Here is a 16,037-nt window from a genome sequence, read left to right as displayed (position 1 = left end):
CGCCGATGTCAAGGATGATCACCTCTGATCGCCTCGCAAGGCTCGGCAGCGGAGTCTTTGATCGCAATGACCGGCGTAAATCGGCCTACGCCTCAAGCGAACGTCAGAACCATCAGCCTCTGATCGATCTGTCACTGGGATCCACTGATCTGTCGCCACCAGTGGCTGCCGTGGAAGCCATGGCCGAGGTGCTTCAGCATCCCTCCAGCGCGTCCTACTGCCTGCATGCAGGCACGCAACCGTTCAGGAATGCTGCTGCCGCTTGGTGTCAGCAACGATTCGGCATCCAGGTGGATGCCGAGACCGAGGTGCTTCTGCTGGTGGGATCGCAGGAAGGGACAGCCCATCTGCCTCTTGCGATTCTTGATCCCGGGGACTCCGCTCTGATCCTTGATCCCTCCTACCCCTCCCACCGGGGTGGACTTGAACTGGCCGATGCTCACATTCATACCCTTCCGTTGACTGCTGAACGGGACTGGGCTCCGGATTTTGATGTGCTCTCCTCTGATCAGTGGCAGCAGTTGCGTCTGATGGTGCTCGGGTTTCCTCATAACCCCACCGCCTGCACTGGAGAGCAGGCCTGGCTTGATGAGGCGATGGACCTTTCGGTCCAACACGATCTGGTGCTGGCCCATGACAACCCCTACGTGGATCTTGCACTGGAGGGTGATGCCCCGTCACTGTTGCGCTGCCCCCAGTGGCGTGAGCGGGGAATCGAATTCTTTTCCCTGTCCAAGGGGTGGTGTCTCGGGGGGTTCCGACTGGCGTTTGCGGTGGGTGCAGCTCCGTTGATCCATGCACTGCGCCAGCTGAAAGGTGTCGTTGATTTCAATCAGTGTCAGGCCCTTCAGAAGGGCGCGATTGTGGCGCTGGATCAACATGCCGATTGGCCTTCACGTCTCCTGCCCGTCTACCGCCAGCGTCGCGACCGCATGCGGCAGGCCCTGACTGCTCTCGGCTGGGACGTTCCCGAGCCATCCATGGCTCTCTACCTCTGGATGCCCGTTCCCGGATGGGCGGCCGACAGGGGCTGGAGCGATGAACAGCTTGCCGCTGAGTTGCTGGAGCACTGCGGTGTGGCACTGACCCCTGGTTCCGGCTTCGGCGATTCGGGCAGTGGCTGGTTGCGTCTGGCTCTTGTCCGCCCGGTCGAGGACCTTGAGAATGCCGTGACTCGCCTCCATCCCTGGTGGGATCGGCACCATTGAAGTTCGCGCATGTCGGCCGGGGGCGGTTGCTGCATGATCTCCGCCGTCATGGGCACCAGTCCTGGCGGCTGAAGAAGCTGGTTGTCTGTGCGAGCACCGAGACCGAGCTTTCTCAGTGGCTGCTGCAAAGGCCCTGGCGTGGCCACCAGTCTCGCGCTCGCGCTGTGCTGGCTGACCACCAGACTCAGGGTCATGGCCAGTACGGACGTCGTTGGATATCACCCGTCGGAGGCGTCTGGCTGAGTGCGGCCTTGCCTTGGCCCCAGCACGACTGCTCGACAGGGTTGTTCGGTCTCACCGTGGCTCTCGCCCTGGCGGAGCAGCTGGAGTCCAGCGGCCTTCAGGTGGCCATCAAATGGCCCAATGATCTGATGGTTGATTCACGCAAGCTGGCCGGCGTGCTTCCCACCCTGATCTTCCGAGGACGTCGTGTCCGCCTCGCCCGGATCGGGATTGGACTCAATGTGAACAATCCGGTGCCCCCCGGCGCGATCTCCCTGCGCCAGTGCCTTCCTTCGGGGCGATGCAGGCTGAGGGTCTGGCAAGGCGCTGTGCTTCGGGCACTGGATCGTGCCTGTGAGTTGGCGCTCATGCCCAGCACGGTGGTCGCTGAGGCCGAACAGCGCCTCTGGACTGCATCGGTACCCGATCCAGGCACAGGAGAGGCCTGGCGAGTGCAAGGCCTCGGGATCGACGGACGCCTGCTCCTGGAGCAGGGGGCCCGGAGGACCAGCTGGACGCGTTGGACGGACAGTCCTGATCAGGATCTCTAAAGTCTCGCCTGATGAGACCGTTTTGATCCGTTGGTTCTGCGTTGGCTTGCTGCATCGGTTCTGCTGTCCATTCCTGCCCCGCAGGCCCCGCTGGATCCTTCCGCGCTCGAACCGCAGCCGCCGCTGGCCCCATCTGCGCTCAAGCCGCAGGCCCCGCTGCCTCCCTCCGAGCTCAAGCCGCAGGCGCCGCTCACCTTTGACCGTTCGCTGGAGTCTCTGGAGAGAAACCGTGTCATCACTCCGCGGGAACGTCGTCAGCTTGAAACCGGCGAACAGGCCAGGCCTGTGGATGTTCCGGCGTTTCAGCAGGCCTGTCAGAGCGGTGCGCTCTCGCAGCAGGAATGCAGCAGTGGAGTGGCAGTGCGCCGGCGTGGGTCCCGTCTACGACCGCGCGTTGTCCTGAAAGGCCGTGATGAAACGCTCACGGGGTTATCCCGCCGCGGTGCTGACGGCACACCGCTACCTCCGATCTCAGTGCCGGTGAAGGCCCTGCTTGCAGGTTCCTCCTCTGCGTTTCGTCTGGAGAAGGTGTTTGCAGTGTCGCCCCGCCCCGCCTCGGTCGCCGGCAACGGAGACCGCAGGCTGCTGTTTCCAGTTATGGGTTCAGCGATCACCACGAGTGAGTTCGGCTGGCGGATTCATCCGATCATCGGCAGATGGCTGATGCATGCAGGCAAGGACTTCGCTGCCCCGGAGGGGACTCCGGTTGTTGCTGCTCTTTCAGGAACAGTCCTGAGCAGTGGTCTTGCGGGTGGTTACGGCATCGCTGTGGAGCTGGATCATGATCAGCCCAAACGCCGGACCCTCTATGGACATCTTTCAGAGATCTACGTCAAGTCCGGCCAGAAAGTCCGCCAGGGGGAGGTGATCGGTCGCGTCGGAAGCACAGGTCTCAGCACCGGACCTCATCTTCACTTTGAACTGCGCAGGCCCCAGGCCGGTGGCTGGGTGGCAGTCGATCCAGGGGATATGGATCTCAATCCACTCACTGCTTCCGGTGCAGATGCCGTATCGCTGCTGGTGGGACAGCTGATGACCAGCCTTGAGCGTTCCAAGGACTCATGATGTCTGCTCCTGACGCTCCTCCCGCAGGATGAAACCGACTCCTCTCACGGTGTGGATCAAAGCAGGTCGGTCAGTCGATTCGACCTTCTGGCGCAGATAACGGATGTAGACATCGAGAAGATTGTCATCGCCGTAGAAGTTCTCGCCCCAGACTCCGCGCATGATCTCGGCGCGCTCGAGCACTTTCCCCTGACCCCGCATCAGGAAGTTGAGCAACTCATATTCCTTCACAGACAGCTGAATCATCTGGCCTGAGCGACTCACATCCCTGGTGCTGGTGTTCATCACCAGGTCTCCAACCTGGAGCATTTCAGGATGCTGTCCTTCGCCAGTCGCAGCGGAGAAGGTGCTGGCACGTCTCTGCATGGCCCGCAGACGTGCCATCAATTCCTCGATCGAAAAGGGTTTGACCAGGTAGTCATCCACACCGGCATCAAGGGCCGTCACCCGATCAGCAACATCGTCGTGACCGGTGAGCATCAGGATTGGTGTGGTGATGGAGCTGCTGCGGATTCGCTGGCAGATATCCACACCACTGAAATCGGGAAGATTCCAGTCCAGAACGATCAGGTCCGGGGATGGCTCAGTGCGTGCCTGGATCAGGCCAGCGGCCCCATCGGCGGCCACATCCACCTCATACCCCTTGACCTCCAGTTCCATCTTCAGGAGCTCCGTTAGGCGTGCCTCGTCATCCACGAGCAGGAGCCTGGTCTTCGGAGTGGCTGAGGAGACCATGCAATCCAGTGCACCCTTCATTCAGCCTAATCGGCCAGCTCAGGTCGGTCTGGACTGCTGAGCATGTCCATCCCAGCGTTCAACACGGCCGTCACGGAAATGTGCCACTCGTTCAGCACGGGCAGCCACATCGTCTTCATGGGTCACCAGCACCAGAGTGATCCCTTGGTCGTGGAGGGCATCGAACAGATTGAGCACGTCGTCTGTCGTGCGTGAATCGAGTGCGCCGGTTGGTTCATCAGCCAGGAGAAGTGCAGGCTGGTTGATGATGGCTCTTGCGATGGCGACTCTCTGCTGCTGACCTCCTGAAAGCTGATTCGGCTTGTTGTGCATTCTTTCCCCAAGACCCACTCGATCCAGCGCTTCTCTCGCCTTGTCCCGCCTCTGCTGGGGAGAGAGGCCTGCATAGATCATCGGCAGCATCACATTTTCAAGAGCTGTCGCGTGGGGCAAAAGATGGAATTGCTGAAACACGAACCCCAGTTGCTGATTGCGCAGATCCGCCAGCGCATCGTCATCAAGATCCTCAACCGCATTCCCATTCAGGTGATAAGAGCCGTTGCTGGGTCGGTCGAGGCAGCCAAGAATGTTCATCGCGGTGCTTTTGCCCGAGCCGCTTGCACCCATCACGGCAAGGTAATCGCCTTTACGAACAGTCAAATCCAGTTGATCGAGTGCCCTGACCAGACCCGCACCGGTTCCGTAGACCTTGTCGACTCCGCGCAGCTCCGCGACGGCGGAGCGTTCACCTTTCGCACCCTCAGCCAAGGGTGGCTCCGGAGGCATCGGCGATGGCCTGCTGCAGGATCGGGGTCCCAGCCACCGCGTCGCTGGCCCATTGGAAGAGGGGGTTGGAGAGAATGCCACCAACCGCTGTAACGACCACGCAGGTCACCAGAGCCACCCGCAGTGGCGGCAGCCCCAGGGTGTTCCACTGGATCGGTGGATAGGCCTTCACCGCATCGGAGGCTTCCTGTGGCTCCTTGACCACCATCATCTTGATCACGCCGATGTAGTAATAGATCGACACCACCGAGGTGATCAGTCCGACCACAACAAGCAGGTACTGGTGATCAGCCCAGCCAGCGAAGAAGAGATAGATCTTCCCGAAGAACCCGAGCATCGGTGGGATGCCTCCGAGCGACAGCAGGCAGAGACTGAGCCCGAGTGTGATCAGGGGATCCTTCTGGTAGAGACCGGCGTAATCGGAGATGCGATCACTGCCGGTGCGAATGGAGAACAGGATGATGCAGGCAAAGGCCCCCAGATTCATGAACAGGTAGGTGGCCATGTACAGGACCATGGCTGCGAAACCGTCTTCAGTACCGCAGACCAGACCGATCATCACGAAACCGGCCTGACCGATGGAGCTGTAGGCCAGCATCCGTTTCATCGAGGTCTGGGCGAGCGCAACGACGTTGCCGAGGGTCATGCTGAGCACCGCCAGCACGGTGAACAGCAGTTTCCACTGCGTGTCGAAGCTGCCGAAACAGCCGACCAGAATTCGCAGGGCCAACGCAAAGCCGGCGGCCTTAGAACCGACTGAAAGAAAGGCGACCACCGGAGTCGGAGATCCTTCGTAGACATCCGGTGTCCACTGGTGGAAGGGAACTGCGGCGATTTTGAAGGCCACGGTTGCCAGAACGAACACCAGCGCGAGAGCGGCGAGGGGAGTGGGACTGGTCAGCAGTGACTGTCCGATCGCTTCCAGGCTGGTGGAGCCGCTGAGTCCATAAAGGAGCGAGGAGCCATAGAGAAAGACTGCAGCTGCAGCGGAGCCCACAAGCAGATATTTCAGAGCGGCTTCCGAACTGCGCGCATCCCGTTTCATGTAGCCCGAGAGCAGGTAACTCGCGACTGAAAGGGTTTCCAGAGAGACAAAGATGCTCACCAGATCGGTGGCACCGCAGAGAAGCATGCCTCCAAGCGTTGCTGCCAGAAGAATTGCGGCGTATTCACCCACAGGGGTTCCACCCTGTTCGGCGTACCTCCAGCTGATCAGCAGGGACAACAGCGTTGAACAGGCCACCACGGCTCTGAAGGCAATCGCCAGGTGATCGGAAAGAAATGCGCCGAGGAAGGAGGGCTCAAGCGGAGCGTTCCACTGCAATGCGAGCAGCAACAGGGCTGTGCCCAGGCCCGCGTAACAGATGAGAGGAACCCAGCGCACAGCGACTTTTTCGCCGGCCAGATCCACCAGAAGGGTGGCCAGCATCGCCAGCAGGACCGCGCCTTCCGGGGCGATGGCAACGGCGTTCAGGGCCAGATTGAGCAAATCACCCGGCGCTGCCAGTGGCTGGGTGTCGAGGAGCAAGGCACCCATCTCGGGCATGGCGCGCGCAGGGCGAAGCGGTTCGAGCGACTGTAGCCGCGCTTCCGTTCCTCCTTGTGGCATCCACCGTATTCGCTGCAATCGGAGCGGCGGTGCGATAAAGAAGGGAACGGTTATCTGCCCTCCTTTGGCGCACACCCTGGTCATCGTTGAGAGCCCCACCAAGGCCCGCACCATCCGTGGATTCCTTCCCAAGGACTTCCGGGTGGAGGCGTCCATGGGGCATGTGCGTGATCTCCCCAACAACGCCAGTGAGATTCCAGCGGCGCAAAAAGGCCAGAAATGGGCCAATCTCGGGGTCAACACCGAGTCGGATTTCGAGCCCCTCTATGTGGTGCCGAAGGACAAGAAAAAAACGGTGAAGGAGCTGAAGGACGCTCTCAAAGGTGCGGATCAGCTTCTGCTGGCGACTGATGAAGACCGGGAAGGCGAAAGCATCAGCTGGCACTTGCTGCAGCTGCTTGCGCCAAAGGTTCCGGTGAAGAGAATGGTGTTCCATGAGATCACCAAGGAGGCGATCGGGCGGGCTCTCGACCAGACCCGTGAGCTGGATATGGAACTGGTCCATGCCCAGGAAACACGGCGCATCCTGGATCGTCTGGTTGGGTACACCCTCTCGCCCTTGCTGTGGAAGAAGGTGGCCTGGGGGCTGTCAGCGGGTCGTGTTCAGTCCGTGGCGGTCCGGCTGCTGGTGCAACGGGAACGCGCCCGTCGGGCATTCCGCAGCGGCAGCTACTGGGATCTCAAGGCCAGTCTTGAACAAAGCGGCAGTGGTTTCGACGCCAAGCTCACCCATCTTGCGGGGCAGCGCATTGCCACCGGCAATGATTTTGATGAAAACACCGGAGAGCTCAAGGCGGGCAGCAAGGTCCGCCTTCTCAGCGAAAGTGATGCACAGGCACTCTCCGAAACGGTCAAGTCAGTGGCCTGGAGTGTCACGTCCGTGGAGGAAAAACCCACGGTGCGACGGCCTGTTCCACCATTCACAACCAGCACACTTCAGCAGGAGTCAAACCGCAAGCTTCGCCTCTCCGCGAGAGAAACAATGCGCTGCGCGCAGGGTCTCTATGAGCGCGGTTTCATCACTTACATGCGCACCGATTCGGTGCATCTCTCCGATCAGGCGATCAGCGCAGCCCGCAGCTGTGTGGAATCGCGATACGGCAAGGAGTATCTGAGCAAGGGGGCCAGGCAGTTCAGCACCAAGGCTCGAAACGCACAGGAGGCTCACGAAGCGATTCGTCCTGCCGGCGAGAGTTTTCGCGCGCCCCAGGAGACCGGTCTTGATGGCCGGGACCTCGCCCTGTACGAACTGATCTGGAAGCGCACCGTCGCGAGTCAGATGGCAGAAGCCCGGCTCACCATGCTGTCCATCGATCTGAGCGCTGCTGATGCAGTGTTCCGAGCCAATGGAAAGCGCATTGATTTTCCCGGTTTCTTCCGTGCCTATGTGGAGGGCAGTGATGATCCTGATGCGGCCCTGGAAGGCCAGGAAGTGTTGTTGCCCGGCCTCAAGCAGGGGGATTCTCCCAGCCTGAAAAATGTTGAGGCGCTCGGCCACCAGACCCAGCCTCCGGCTCGGTTTTCGGAAGCTTCACTGGTCAAGATGCTCGAGAAGGAGGGGATCGGCAGGCCCTCCACCTATGCCTCGATCATCGGAACGATCGTGGATCGCGGCTATGCCGCGCTCCAGAACAATTCACTCACGCCAAGTTTCACCGCTTTCGCGGTCACAGCGTTGCTTGAAGAGCACTTCCCTGATCTTGTGGACACCTCCTTCACCGCAAGGATGGAGAACACCCTTGATGAGATCTCTCACGGCAAGGTGCAGTGGCTTCCCTATCTCGAGAGCTTCTACAAGGGCAATGAGGGACTGGAGTCTCAGGTGCATCTGCGGGAGGGTGATATCGACCCCGGCGCATCGCGCACGATCGATCTTGAGGGACTTCCCTGTGTGGTCAGGATCGGTCGCTTCGGTGCCTATCTCGAAGCGAAACGTGTCGGAGACGACGGTGAGGAGGAGTTGATCAAGGCCACCCTGCCTCGCGAGATCACTCCTGCTGATCTCGACCATGATCAGGCAGAGCTCATCCTCAAGCAGAAGGCTGATGGGCCTGAGGCTTTGGGTGAGGATCCGGAAACCGGCGATCTCGTTTATCTGCTGTTCGGTCAATACGGGCCCTATGTGCAGCGCGGGCAGGTGAGCGATGAGAACCCCAAGCCCAAGCGCGCGTCGCTCCCCAAGGGGGTGAAGCCTGAGGATCTCAGCCTCGACGACGCTCTTGGACTGCTGCGATTGCCCAGACTGCTTGGAGAACACCCTGACGGTGGCAGGGTCCAGGCAGGCCTGGGTCGTTTCGGCCCCTATGTGGTCTGGGACAAGGGCAAGAGCGAAAAGGATTACCGCTCGCTGAAGGGTGAGGACGATGTTCTTGCCGTTGGGCTTTCCCGTGCGCTTGAGCTGCTGGCCATGCCCAAACGTGGCAGAGGTGGTCGCACGGCACTCAAGGATCTCGGCAAGCCGGAAGGCAGTGACGAGACCGTGCAGGTCTACGACGGCCCCTACGGCCTGTATGTCAAGCAGGGCAAGATCAATGCCTCTCTTCCCGAAGGCAAGGGAGCGGATGACATCACCCTTGAGCAGGCGGTGGAGCTGCTGGAGGCCAAGGCAGCCACCAAGAAGGGTGGCCGCAAGGCTTCCAGCACCAAGAAACCTGCTGCAAAAAAAGCCGCAGCCAAGAAGCCCGCAGCCAAGAAGCCTGCGGCGAAGAAACCTCCCGCCACTACGAAGTCAGGCCGTCTGCGTGCCAGTGCCGTTCGTGTGATTCGCCCGGCCGACTCCTGATGAGCACCAGGCTGTTTGTCCTGTCGCTTGTGCCTTTGATGCTGCTGCAGGCCTGTGACGGCACGACCTTCGGCCAGCGGTTGTCTGAAAGCTTTGATGCTCAGTCAGGCACTCAGACAGGGGCTCAGTCCGAGGCGGCCAGCAAAACTTTCAGCCAGCCAGATCAAGATGACGCCGGATCAGGCGGCAGGGATGTTGCTGACAAGAACACACAGCCGGCCAGTTCGATCAACAGCGATCAGGCGGGAACGAAAGACAAGGCGGGGATCAATCAAAACGAGAAGTCAACTGAGGCCTCTCGCCAAGAGCGACCGGAGCTGTCCTCCACCAAGGGCAATGGCACGGATCGCGCCACCGCCACCGATGCCAATTCCGATTCCGCTGCGACGAAGGCTGCTCCTGAGCGCACATTGCCCTATCGCATCATGATTCGCCTCTCCGCAGCTGATCCAGCTGCTCCCGCTGAGGGAGTCACGGAAGCTCTGCGGCGTGCTGGTATTGGTTTTGAAGTGGAGACCATCGAAAAGCTGCCCGTGCGCGACCTGAATCAGTCGTCCAACCCCGCGCCGAAGCCTGCCTCCTGATGCGACCTGCTCTCAGCCATCGCCAGGCGCTGCGAATGATGGAATCCTCGTATCTGGCGGCTGCGGCTGCATTGATCTGGCTTGCTCTGTATTACCTACCGGTTGGTGGAGCGCTGTTCCGCCTGGCCCTGCCCCTGCCACTTGCCCTGCTGGCGGTCCGGCGAGGTGCCCGAGCGGGGGTCGAGGGTCTGGCGGTAGCGATTCTTCTGCTCATCGCCTTGATGGGTCCCGTCCGCGGACCCCTGATGTTGTTTCCCTACGGACTGCTCTCCGTCTGGCTCGGCTGGTGCTGGGTCCACCGCTGCAGCTGGTGGCTGAGCTGGGGGATTGGCCTGCTGATCGGTGCTGCCGGTTTCCTCGTGCGGGTTGTTGCTCTTTCGCTGTTGGTGGGTGAAAACCTCTGGGTGGTCATCACCCGCGCCGGTGCGGGACTACTCGACAGGTTGCTGGAACTGCTGCAGTTGCCACTCGCCCCAGATCTGCTGCTGGTTCAGTCGATGGCTCTCGCTCTCGTGCTCATCCAGCAGCTGGTGTACGTCCTCGCTCTCCACGCCCTGGCCTACTGGATTTTCCCCCGACTTCAGGCCCCCGTTCCTGACCCTCCCCCGCTGCTGCATGGACTGGTCGCCCTCGACCCCCTCTGACCTTCCGGTTGGTGTGCGTCGTCTCACAGGGTCGGCCACTACGGCTGACGCAAGCCGGTTTACAGCCATCTGGTCTGAGTTCGCCAAGCCTTTGCCGGACCTGCTTCTGGTTCTTGCGTCGACAAGGACAGCCGAGCAACAGGGAATCTCCGCCGCTGGGTGTACGCCAGAAGCTCGCCGCACAACGGCTCTGGCCGATGCGGAACTGCTGCTGACGGGGCCATCAGTACCGCCATGCTGGTCACTGCCACCTCTTCCGGCTGGCGTCTCACCCGCCCTGATCAGCTGGGTGGTCTGCCAGCAGCTTGGTCTCGATCCGCAGGTCGCTGCTCTCGGCCTGCCCGTTCCGCCTCACTTCCCCCATCTCCGCTTTGAAGATCCATGTGCCGGCCCCTCGGAGTGCGTCTCCAGCGGCTGTGCCATGCAGCTCGAACGGGTGCAGCAACTGGTGCATCGCGGTCGTCGTCTCGGGCGAGGACTGCGACGGCCGCTGGTGCTGGCGGAATCTGTTCCCGGCGGGACCACCACAGCCCTGGCTGTCCTGACAGGGCTGGGACTGCCTGTTCAGGCACTGGTCAGTGGCAGTGCCCTGCATCCACCCATGGCGCTTAAGCAGCGGCTGGTCAGCGAGGGGCTGTCTCGGCTTCCCTGCCGCCGTCACCTCAACGCACAGGCATTGCTTGCAGCAGTGGGTGATCCCTTTCAGGCCCTCTCCACAGGCATCTTGATCGGGGTGCTCGAGGCTGATCAGCCCGTTCTGCTGGCCGGTGGCAGTCAGATGGCTGCGGTGCTTGCATTGGCTCTTCATGCTCTTACAGCGGACCGTCGTCAGCAGCTCTGCGATCGGGTTCTGATCGGCACAACTGCATGGCTTGCCGCGGAAAGGCTGCAGGCTGCAACGCCTGCCTCTTCCCTGGTGACGCTGCTCAGCAATCTGGAGCAGCATTACTCGGTCTCACTGCAGGCCTATGCCGCTGGTCTGCGCTTCTCCTCCAGTCGTCATTCCCGTCTGCGCGACTTCGAGCAGGGCCATGTGAAGGAAGGAGTAGGGGCTGGTGGACTGGCCCTGCTGGCTCAATGGCGAGGTGTTTCCGTCGACACACTGGTGCACTCCTGTGACCGGGCCTTCGATCAGTTGCTGGCGACAGACGACAAGGACACTGTCGCCCCGTAGGTTCGGATCATGAAGCCAGTTGTTCCGGCGCCATTGCTGAACCGTCGTCGGTTTCTCCGATTCGTCGCTGTGACAGCAGCGCTTGGGCTCAGCGGCTGCCGTCGGGGTGGTGCGGTTCCCACTCTGCGCTCAATGCCGGAGGTCCTGCCGGCTCTCTGGCGTCGCGATCTGCCGGCACCCTGGCGTTTCACCGCGCTCTCTGGAGCAACTCCCCTGAAGAGTCCCTGGCCACCTCCAACGGACCTGCTGGCGCTGAATGATGGCTGGCTGTCAGTGATCAGCCCCGATCGTTTGCAGGCGATCGCCGCGGACGCCCTTCTGGCGAGGATGGGTTCCTCGGGAGAACGCTTCCTCAACGAGATGCCTTCGGTTTGGAGGAGCCTGCTGTTGCCGGTGGCGTTCAGTCCCTGGGTGATGGTGTTTCGGCGTGAGGGGAAGAACGCACCCGCTCCTGATGCCGGCTGGGATGCCTTGCTCGACCCGGCAGTCAAGGGCAAGCTGCTGCTGCCATCCAGCCCGAGGCTGCTGTGTTCAATCGCCCAGAGAATGGGTGATGGCGACTCCTTGCGGCGCCTGCGTCAGGCGGCCATCAGTTTTGATGACCGCTTCGGCATGAACTGGCTTCTGCAGGGTGATGCCAGGGTGGCCGTACTGCCTCTGCAACGCTGCATGGCGAGCCTTCAGCGTGATCCCAGACTCATCGCTGTGTTGCCGGAGCAGGGTTCGCCGCTGCACTGGACGCTGCTGGTTCGGCCTTCCCAGACCGCTGAACCCATCCCGCAGGACTGGGTGCTGAAAGCGTGGAAGCAACCATTGCTGTCTCGGTTGTTGGCACAGGGTTGGATTCCGCCGCTGCCCAGGGACGAGCTCATCTCCGCAGAGACAAGGATCCCTCAACGGCTTCGCTCCCTGGTGGTCCCTCAGGAATCGCTCTGGCAGCGAAGTTGGGCGCTGCCTCCGCCTGACCCTGCCGAGGTGCAACGTCTGCAGAAGCTCTGGGAAGCATCAGCTCCATAGCCGCCGGCGTGGAGCAGCTGCCAGAAGCCGATGCGTCTCCGCCAGCAGATCAGGAATCGGTAGCTGGTGCGGGCATCGCGGCAGGCAGTCACCGCAGCGGTCGCACTGGCTTGCATCAACCGTCTCCCACCAGTGACCGGCCCGCCCGATCAGGTTGTAGCGCTCCCCTGCGAATTCCATCAGGTCATGACCATGGGCAAGATTGCGCAACCTCAGAAGCTCTGGGATGGGTACATCGTTTGGACAGGGCAGGCAGGCACGGCACTGACCGCACAGCTCATGTCCCAGCCGACTCCCGCGCTGCTGCTCAAGATGAGCGAGTGCCCTCTTCTCATCCGGATCCAGCGGACCGTCACTGGCAGCCAGCGACCGAGCCAGTTTGAGGTCGGCTGCGTTCCTGGCGCCCACAGTGAGTGTGCTGATGCCCGCCGCCAGCAGAAAGCGATAGGCCAGCTGCAGGGGCTGGAAGGGAGTGCAGTCAGTCTTCAGCTGCTCACTCGGTGCCTGGAGACGACCACCCTTGTCTGCCGGTGAAATCGCCAGCACGCCCATGGATCGATCGAGGGCCAGCTGTGCCAGCGGCATGCGTGTTGGGTCCAGGAGATGCAGATGCAGGCAACAGAACCTGAAGCGGTCACTGGCGATTGCACGCTCGATCAAGTCATACGAGCCATGGCTGCTGAAGCCAACCTGGCGGACCCTGCCGCTTGTGAGGGCCCAGTCGATCAGCCGGGCTCCCTCTCCCTGGAGCACCCAGTCGAGATGGCTGTCCAGGTTCAGGCCATGTATGGCCAGGTTATCCAGCGTGTCGATTCCGAGCCTGTCCAGGCTGGCTTCCAGAGCTCTGGTTCCCGAAAGAAAACTCTGCCCGGGAAGCAGCTTGCTGGTGATCACCCAGCCACCGCCGGAGGGAGCAGCTCCTTCCCTGTTGAGCTGTGCCAGGGCCTTGCCCAGAAAGGCTTCAGCTGGCCCATAGGCCGGGGCTGTCTCGAGATGGTTGATGCCAGCAGCCAGGGCTGCACGCAACACCTGCAGCATCTGGTCGGGAGCCTGCAGGGCGCGCATGGTGCCGAGTGTGAACAGGCTCACATCGGCTCCGTCGCCGAATGGGCGACGCAGAACAGGTCGGGGCAGTGTGCTGCTCAAGGGGCAGGAGGGTCGCCCTGGGAGTCCCTCGGATCTCCCGGTTGCCGTGATTCAAGATGTCGTCCTAGGGCTGCGGGACTGATCCCGTCGAGAAAGCGTCGGAATTCATCACGGTCCTCCGCATCCGCTTCAGCGTCCACTGCGATCGAGGCTTCCGCGACGACCTCCTCGAGCATCCAGATGCTGCTGCCGGTGCGAATGGCCAGTGCGATGGCATCACTGGGGCGTGCATCGATCTCCAGGCGGTTGTCATCCGGACAGACAGCAGGATCAGGCTCATCCGTTTCGGCCGCCGCGGTGTCGTGGTCGCTGTCGCACAGGCGCAGCACGGCTCTGAAGGTGCTGTCTTCGATCGCGTGAATGATCACACGCTCCAGCTTCAAACCACCTGCGTCGAGCAAGGAAGCCATCAGGTCATGGCTGAGGGGCCTGGGCTGAGGCGTGTCACTGAGGCCGGCCATGATGTTGTGCGCCTGTGCCTGGTCGATCCAGATCGGCACCTGACGGCTGCGGGAGGGATCACGCAGCAGCACGATCGGACTGCGGCTGCTGGCATCAAGGGCGATTCCCGCCACGCTCATCTCGATCAAGTACGGCTCCGCCGCTGTCTCGATTATGACCAGTGCAGAGGGGATGGAGATGGGCGATGTTCACGGGGTTGGTCCAGGCGGTGGGTCAGGTCGAACGACGTGGCCGCGCTCTGCTGGTCGACGGCTGCAGTGCTTTTGCTCCCCTGCAGCTTGGTGACAGCGTCGCGGTGGACGGGGTTTGTCTCACGGTGGCGTCACTTGTGGGAGACGGTTTTCTTGCCGATGTGAGTGAGGAGACGCTTCAGCGCACCACTCTCGGAGGGAAGGCCGCAGGAGGAGGATCTGTGAATCTCGAGCCAGCTCTGCGTCTCTCTGATCGTCTGGGAGGGCATCTTGTCAGCGGCCATGTGGACGGTATCGGTGAAGTGGTCGCTGTGGAGTCTCTGCCCCAGTCATGGCATCTGGAACTGCGCTGGCGGGATGCGGACTTCGGTCGCTACATCTGTGACAAAGCCAGTGTCGCGGTGAATGGCATCAGCCTCACGGTGGCGGGTTGTGCTGATGCAGGAGCACGCTTCTGGCTCGCCGTGATTCCGCACACGTGGTCGGTCACCGCCCTTCGTGATCTGCAGGTTGGCGATGAGGTGAATCTCGAAATCGATCTGCTGGCTCGCTACACCGAGAGGTTGATCAGTGCCGGGGGGGGCGAGAGCGAAGCACCGCCGATCAGCGCTGCCTGGCTCGCGGAGCACGGATGGAGCTGACCCTCAGGCACGAACCACGGCGGGATTCGTGAGGTCCCAATACCTTTCGGATGTTGTTCACTCTGAACTGTTCATGAATTCCGAGGACCGCTCCGAATCCCTGGGCACCTTCAAAGCCTTCTCGATCGCAGAGGGCATTCTTCTGATTGTTCTCGGCGTCCTGGCCCTGATCTTCCCAGTACTCGCGTCGTTCTGGACCACAGGTGTGATTGCCGTTCTGTTTCTCGTCGGTGGTGTGGTCGGCTGGGTCAGCAACCTTGCGCGTTCCGGCCGGATGGGTCGCTGGATCTGCTTCTGGCGTCTTGTGGTGTCCACGTTGTTCATCGTTGCCGGCGGCTCGATGATCAGTAACTTCCGTGATCCCGGTGACGCCGCAGAGCAAGTTGCTGCGTTTGCCTTGGCCATCGGCATCGTTTTTCTCGTGGAGGGCGTCGTGGCCTTCTTCAACGGACTGGCCAACAGCGGTCAGCCCGGGGCTGGATGGGCCATCGCCAACGGAGTCATCACCTTCATCCTCGGCCTGCTGATCGTCACCCTGAAGTTCTGGGGCCTGCTCTGGGTGCTCGGAACCCTGGTCGGCATCAGTTTCCTGTTCAGCGGAATCGAGCTGATTGCGTTCAGCTCCAGCATCGATGACGGTCAGGATCCCCCTGCTGTCGCTTGAACAACACAGGCTGAAACAAGCCTGAAGCAACAAACCCAAGGAGCAGCTGATCGCTGTCTCCTTGGGTCAAGGTCATGGCTGAACGAACTGCGTGATCGATGCCCTGACAAAAAAGTCAGAGATTTTTAGTCAGCTGGATTCGGCAAGCGGCAGAAGCGTGATCGTGCCGGAATCCCTGTTCAGTTCAATCCTGAATTCCTGGCCTGGAACAAGATCAAGGCGTTTGGTGTAGGCATGACCAATCAGCAGATTGCCGTTGCCGTGAACACGAGTGCGGAACTCTGCCTGCCGTCCTCGGCTGCCGCCGCCTGAACCGCCATTGCTGGAGGGAAGTTTGTATCCCTTGGCTTCCACAAGGGCTCTGTAGAAACTTTTGCGCATCAGACGGCCACTCGGACCGACATAACCGCAGCCCCGTGCAATTTCATCTTCCGGGCGGTTGCTGAGAGCCCGCGCCTTGTTCAGTAATTCCTCTCCAACCAGCATGTCTATCGGAAAAGACACAACAATTCTGACTCCAGACTGCAACCCGGGCAAGGATTCCATCGAAGTTCTG

General features: G+C 61.2%; 16 protein-coding genes. 10 read left to right on the top strand and 6 right to left on the bottom strand.

Features of this window, described 5'->3' with window-relative positions:
* The first annotated feature begins 14 nt into the window (after positions 1 to 14).
* From SIB73_RS08610 to SIB73_RS08600, 3 genes are read left to right on the top strand one after another with little or no spacing between them, the layout of a single operon-like run.
* A complete protein-coding gene (locus SIB73_RS08610) occupies positions 15 to 1,208 on the top strand; it encodes an aminotransferase class I/II-fold pyridoxal phosphate-dependent enzyme (protein WP_413406313.1) in 1,194 nt (397 codons plus the stop codon).
* Complete coding sequence (locus SIB73_RS08605) at positions 1,205 to 1,981, top strand: biotin--[acetyl-CoA-carboxylase] ligase (protein ID WP_413405931.1); 777 nt, start codon at positions 1,205 to 1,207, stop codon at positions 1,979 to 1,981. Before SIB73_RS08610 ends, SIB73_RS08605 begins: the two co-directional genes overlap by 4 nt.
* A 30-nt stretch (positions 1,982 to 2,011) precedes the next feature.
* A complete protein-coding gene (locus SIB73_RS08600) occupies positions 2,012 to 3,046 on the top strand; it encodes a M23 family metallopeptidase (protein ID WP_413405932.1) in 1,035 nt (344 codons plus the stop codon).
* On the opposite strand, the gene SIB73_RS08595 is transcribed toward SIB73_RS08600, so the two are convergent.
* Genes SIB73_RS08595 through SIB73_RS08585 form a run of 3 tightly spaced genes read right to left on the bottom strand, consistent with a single transcriptional unit; the run spans position 3,041 to position 6,113 of the window.
* Positions 3,041 to 3,781: a response regulator transcription factor gene (locus SIB73_RS08595; protein ID WP_413405934.1), complete on the bottom strand. Its 741-nt coding sequence runs from the start codon at positions 3,779 to 3,781 to the stop codon at positions 3,041 to 3,043. The two genes, SIB73_RS08600 and SIB73_RS08595, sit on opposite strands and share 6 nt — an antisense overlap.
* A gap of 39 nt (positions 3,782 to 3,820) precedes the next feature.
* Positions 3,821 to 4,567 (bottom strand): ABC transporter ATP-binding protein, encoded by a 747-nt coding sequence (locus SIB73_RS08590; protein WP_413405936.1) that lies wholly within the window; start codon positions 4,565 to 4,567, stop codon positions 3,821 to 3,823.
* Positions 4,542 to 6,113 carry an NAD(P)H-quinone oxidoreductase subunit N gene (locus SIB73_RS08585; RefSeq protein ID WP_413405938.1) on the bottom strand — a complete coding sequence of 524 codons (1,572 nt, stop codon included), beginning with the start codon at positions 6,111 to 6,113 and terminating at the stop codon, positions 4,542 to 4,544. Before SIB73_RS08585 ends, SIB73_RS08590 begins: the two co-directional genes overlap by 26 nt.
* A 127-nt stretch (positions 6,114 to 6,240) precedes the next feature.
* On the opposite strand from SIB73_RS08585, the gene topA reads away from it, so the two are divergent.
* The 5 genes from topA to SIB73_RS08560 are packed head-to-tail and all read left to right on the top strand — an operon-like array spanning position 6,241 to position 12,377.
* Positions 6,241 to 8,958 carry a type I DNA topoisomerase gene (topA, locus tag SIB73_RS08580; RefSeq protein ID WP_413405940.1) on the top strand — a complete coding sequence of 906 codons (2,718 nt, stop codon included), beginning with the start codon at positions 6,241 to 6,243 and terminating at the stop codon, positions 8,956 to 8,958.
* Positions 8,958 to 9,542, top strand: coding sequence for a hypothetical protein (locus tag SIB73_RS08575; RefSeq protein WP_413405942.1), 585 nt, complete (start codon positions 8,958 to 8,960; stop codon positions 9,540 to 9,542). Before topA ends, SIB73_RS08575 begins: the two co-directional genes overlap by 1 nt.
* Positions 9,542 to 10,186, top strand: a complete 645-nt coding sequence (locus SIB73_RS08570) for a DUF2232 domain-containing protein (RefSeq protein ID WP_413405944.1) — start codon at positions 9,542 to 9,544, stop codon at positions 10,184 to 10,186. The genes SIB73_RS08575 and SIB73_RS08570 overlap by 1 nt, the downstream gene beginning before the upstream one ends.
* Complete coding sequence (locus tag SIB73_RS08565) at positions 10,158 to 11,360, top strand: nicotinate-nucleotide--dimethylbenzimidazole phosphoribosyltransferase (RefSeq protein WP_413405945.1); 1,203 nt, start codon at positions 10,158 to 10,160, stop codon at positions 11,358 to 11,360. The genes SIB73_RS08570 and SIB73_RS08565 overlap by 29 nt, the downstream gene beginning before the upstream one ends.
* 9 nt (positions 11,361 to 11,369) lie before the next feature.
* Positions 11,370 to 12,377 carry an ABC transporter substrate-binding protein gene (locus tag SIB73_RS08560; RefSeq protein WP_413405947.1) on the top strand — a complete coding sequence of 336 codons (1,008 nt, stop codon included), beginning with the start codon at positions 11,370 to 11,372 and terminating at the stop codon, positions 12,375 to 12,377.
* Here the strand turns inward: SIB73_RS08560 and SIB73_RS08555 are convergent.
* Entirely contained in the window at positions 12,366 to 13,442 is a 1,077-nt protein-coding gene (locus tag SIB73_RS08555) for an aldo/keto reductase (protein WP_413406315.1), read from the bottom strand. The genes SIB73_RS08560 and SIB73_RS08555 overlap by 12 nt on opposite strands.
* A 77-nt stretch (positions 13,443 to 13,519) precedes the next feature.
* Positions 13,520 to 14,104, bottom strand: coding sequence for a bifunctional nuclease family protein (locus SIB73_RS08550; RefSeq protein WP_413405949.1), 585 nt, complete (start codon positions 14,102 to 14,104; stop codon positions 13,520 to 13,522).
* A gap of 65 nt (positions 14,105 to 14,169) precedes the next feature.
* Between SIB73_RS08550 and SIB73_RS08545 the strand changes: the two genes are divergently transcribed.
* Together SIB73_RS08545 and SIB73_RS08540 are read left to right on the top strand one after the other, a co-directional pair.
* Positions 14,170 to 14,817 (top strand): riboflavin synthase, encoded by a 648-nt coding sequence (locus SIB73_RS08545; RefSeq protein WP_413405951.1) that lies wholly within the window; start codon positions 14,170 to 14,172, stop codon positions 14,815 to 14,817.
* Positions 14,818 to 14,890: 73 nt separating this feature from the next.
* Positions 14,891 to 15,481 (top strand): HdeD family acid-resistance protein, encoded by a 591-nt coding sequence (locus tag SIB73_RS08540; RefSeq protein ID WP_413405953.1) that lies wholly within the window; start codon positions 14,891 to 14,893, stop codon positions 15,479 to 15,481.
* A 129-nt stretch (positions 15,482 to 15,610) separates the two neighbouring features.
* On the opposite strand, the gene SIB73_RS08535 is transcribed toward SIB73_RS08540, so the two are convergent.
* The gene (locus tag SIB73_RS08535; protein WP_413406316.1) at positions 15,611 to 15,967 is read right to left on the bottom strand and encodes an AbrB family transcriptional regulator; all 357 of its coding nucleotides are present in this window, start codon (positions 15,965 to 15,967) and stop codon (positions 15,611 to 15,613) included.
* Positions 15,968 to 16,037: the final 70 nt, after the last annotated feature.

The sequence above is a fragment of the Synechococcus sp. MIT S9509 genome (assembly GCF_047303035.1).
GTDB lineage: Bacteria > Cyanobacteriota > Cyanobacteriia > PCC-6307 > Cyanobiaceae > Synechococcus_C.
The sequence above is the reverse complement of the archived record's forward strand: the minus strand, read 5'-3'. Positions and strand labels throughout refer to the sequence as shown.

What these genes read in the sequence shown, in the direction of transcription:
- SIB73_RS08545 (WP_413405951.1), top strand. Translation starts at nt 14,170, where the DNA reads ATGTTCACGGGGTTGGTCCAGGCGGTGGGTCAGGTCGAACGACGTGGC.
- SIB73_RS08585 (WP_413405938.1), bottom strand. Translation starts at nt 6,113, where the DNA reads ATGCCCGAGATGGGTGCCTTGCTCCTCGACACCCAGCCACTGGCAGCG.
- SIB73_RS08550 (WP_413405949.1), bottom strand. Translation starts at nt 14,104, where the DNA reads ATGAGCGTGGCGGGAATCGCCCTTGATGCCAGCAGCCGCAGTCCGATC.
- SIB73_RS08575 (WP_413405942.1), top strand. Translation starts at nt 8,958, where the DNA reads ATGAGCACCAGGCTGTTTGTCCTGTCGCTTGTGCCTTTGATGCTGCTG.
- SIB73_RS08555 (WP_413406315.1), bottom strand. Translation starts at nt 13,442, where the DNA reads ATGCGCGCCCTGCAGGCTCCCGACCAGATGCTGCAGGTGTTGCGTGCA.
- SIB73_RS08610 (WP_413406313.1), top strand. Translation starts at nt 15, where the DNA reads ATGATCACCTCTGATCGCCTCGCAAGGCTCGGCAGCGGAGTCTTTGAT.
- SIB73_RS08595 (WP_413405934.1), bottom strand. Translation starts at nt 3,781, where the DNA reads ATGGTCTCCTCAGCCACTCCGAAGACCAGGCTCCTGCTCGTGGATGAC.
- SIB73_RS08570 (WP_413405944.1), top strand. Translation starts at nt 9,542, where the DNA reads ATGCGACCTGCTCTCAGCCATCGCCAGGCGCTGCGAATGATGGAATCC.
- SIB73_RS08535 (WP_413406316.1), bottom strand. Translation starts at nt 15,967, where the DNA reads ATGCTGGTTGGAGAGGAATTACTGAACAAGGCGCGGGCTCTCAGCAAC.
- SIB73_RS08540 (WP_413405953.1), top strand. Translation starts at nt 14,891, where the DNA reads ATGAATTCCGAGGACCGCTCCGAATCCCTGGGCACCTTCAAAGCCTTC.
- SIB73_RS08565 (WP_413405945.1), top strand. Translation starts at nt 10,158, where the DNA reads ATGGACTGGTCGCCCTCGACCCCCTCTGACCTTCCGGTTGGTGTGCGT.
- SIB73_RS08560 (WP_413405947.1), top strand. Translation starts at nt 11,370, where the DNA reads ATGAAGCCAGTTGTTCCGGCGCCATTGCTGAACCGTCGTCGGTTTCTC.
- SIB73_RS08590 (WP_413405936.1), bottom strand. Translation starts at nt 4,567, where the DNA reads ATGCCTCCGGAGCCACCCTTGGCTGAGGGTGCGAAAGGTGAACGCTCC.